The 395-nt window shown below is 64.3% G+C and carries 1 protein-coding gene; it reads right to left on the bottom strand.

Annotated features, from left to right (window positions below):
- Nucleotides 1-395: hypothetical protein (locus IMZ11_RS44590; RefSeq protein ID WP_228649847.1), on the bottom strand; the 395-nt coding region annotated here is incomplete at both ends.

Genomic DNA, 395 nt, shown 5'->3' with positions numbered 1-395 from the left:
GTTCATCCCACAGCGTGACGTTGAGCGACGCCGCATTGACCCGGTCCCCGTCGATCTCGCCGAGCGCACGCGCCTCGTCGAGCAGGTCCCTCAACCGGACCAGCTCGGGCGTGTCCAGCCGGAAGTAGATACCCGACGGGAGCATCATATGTGTTGCGCCAGAAGATAATTCACGGATCAGCTCTGCCAGTGCCACTGTTTCACCGTCGACGCCCACCGTGACGTTCAGGCTGAACCAGTCGCCCGCAAGTTGGGTATCCGCGGAGAACGACACCACCGGGTCCGCGGCGGCGGCCCGATACCGGTGATCGGCATCGATGATCAGGTCGGCGTAGCAGTCCAGCTGCGGCAGCGTCTGGTCACACAGCACCGCAGCCTCCACCTCGGTGAGATCC

The sequence above is a fragment of the Microtetraspora sp. AC03309 genome (genome assembly GCF_020826795.1).
Lineage (GTDB): Bacteria > Actinomycetota > Actinomycetes > Streptosporangiales > Streptosporangiaceae > Microtetraspora > Microtetraspora glauca.
This window is presented reverse-complemented; position numbering and strand designations above follow the sequence as displayed.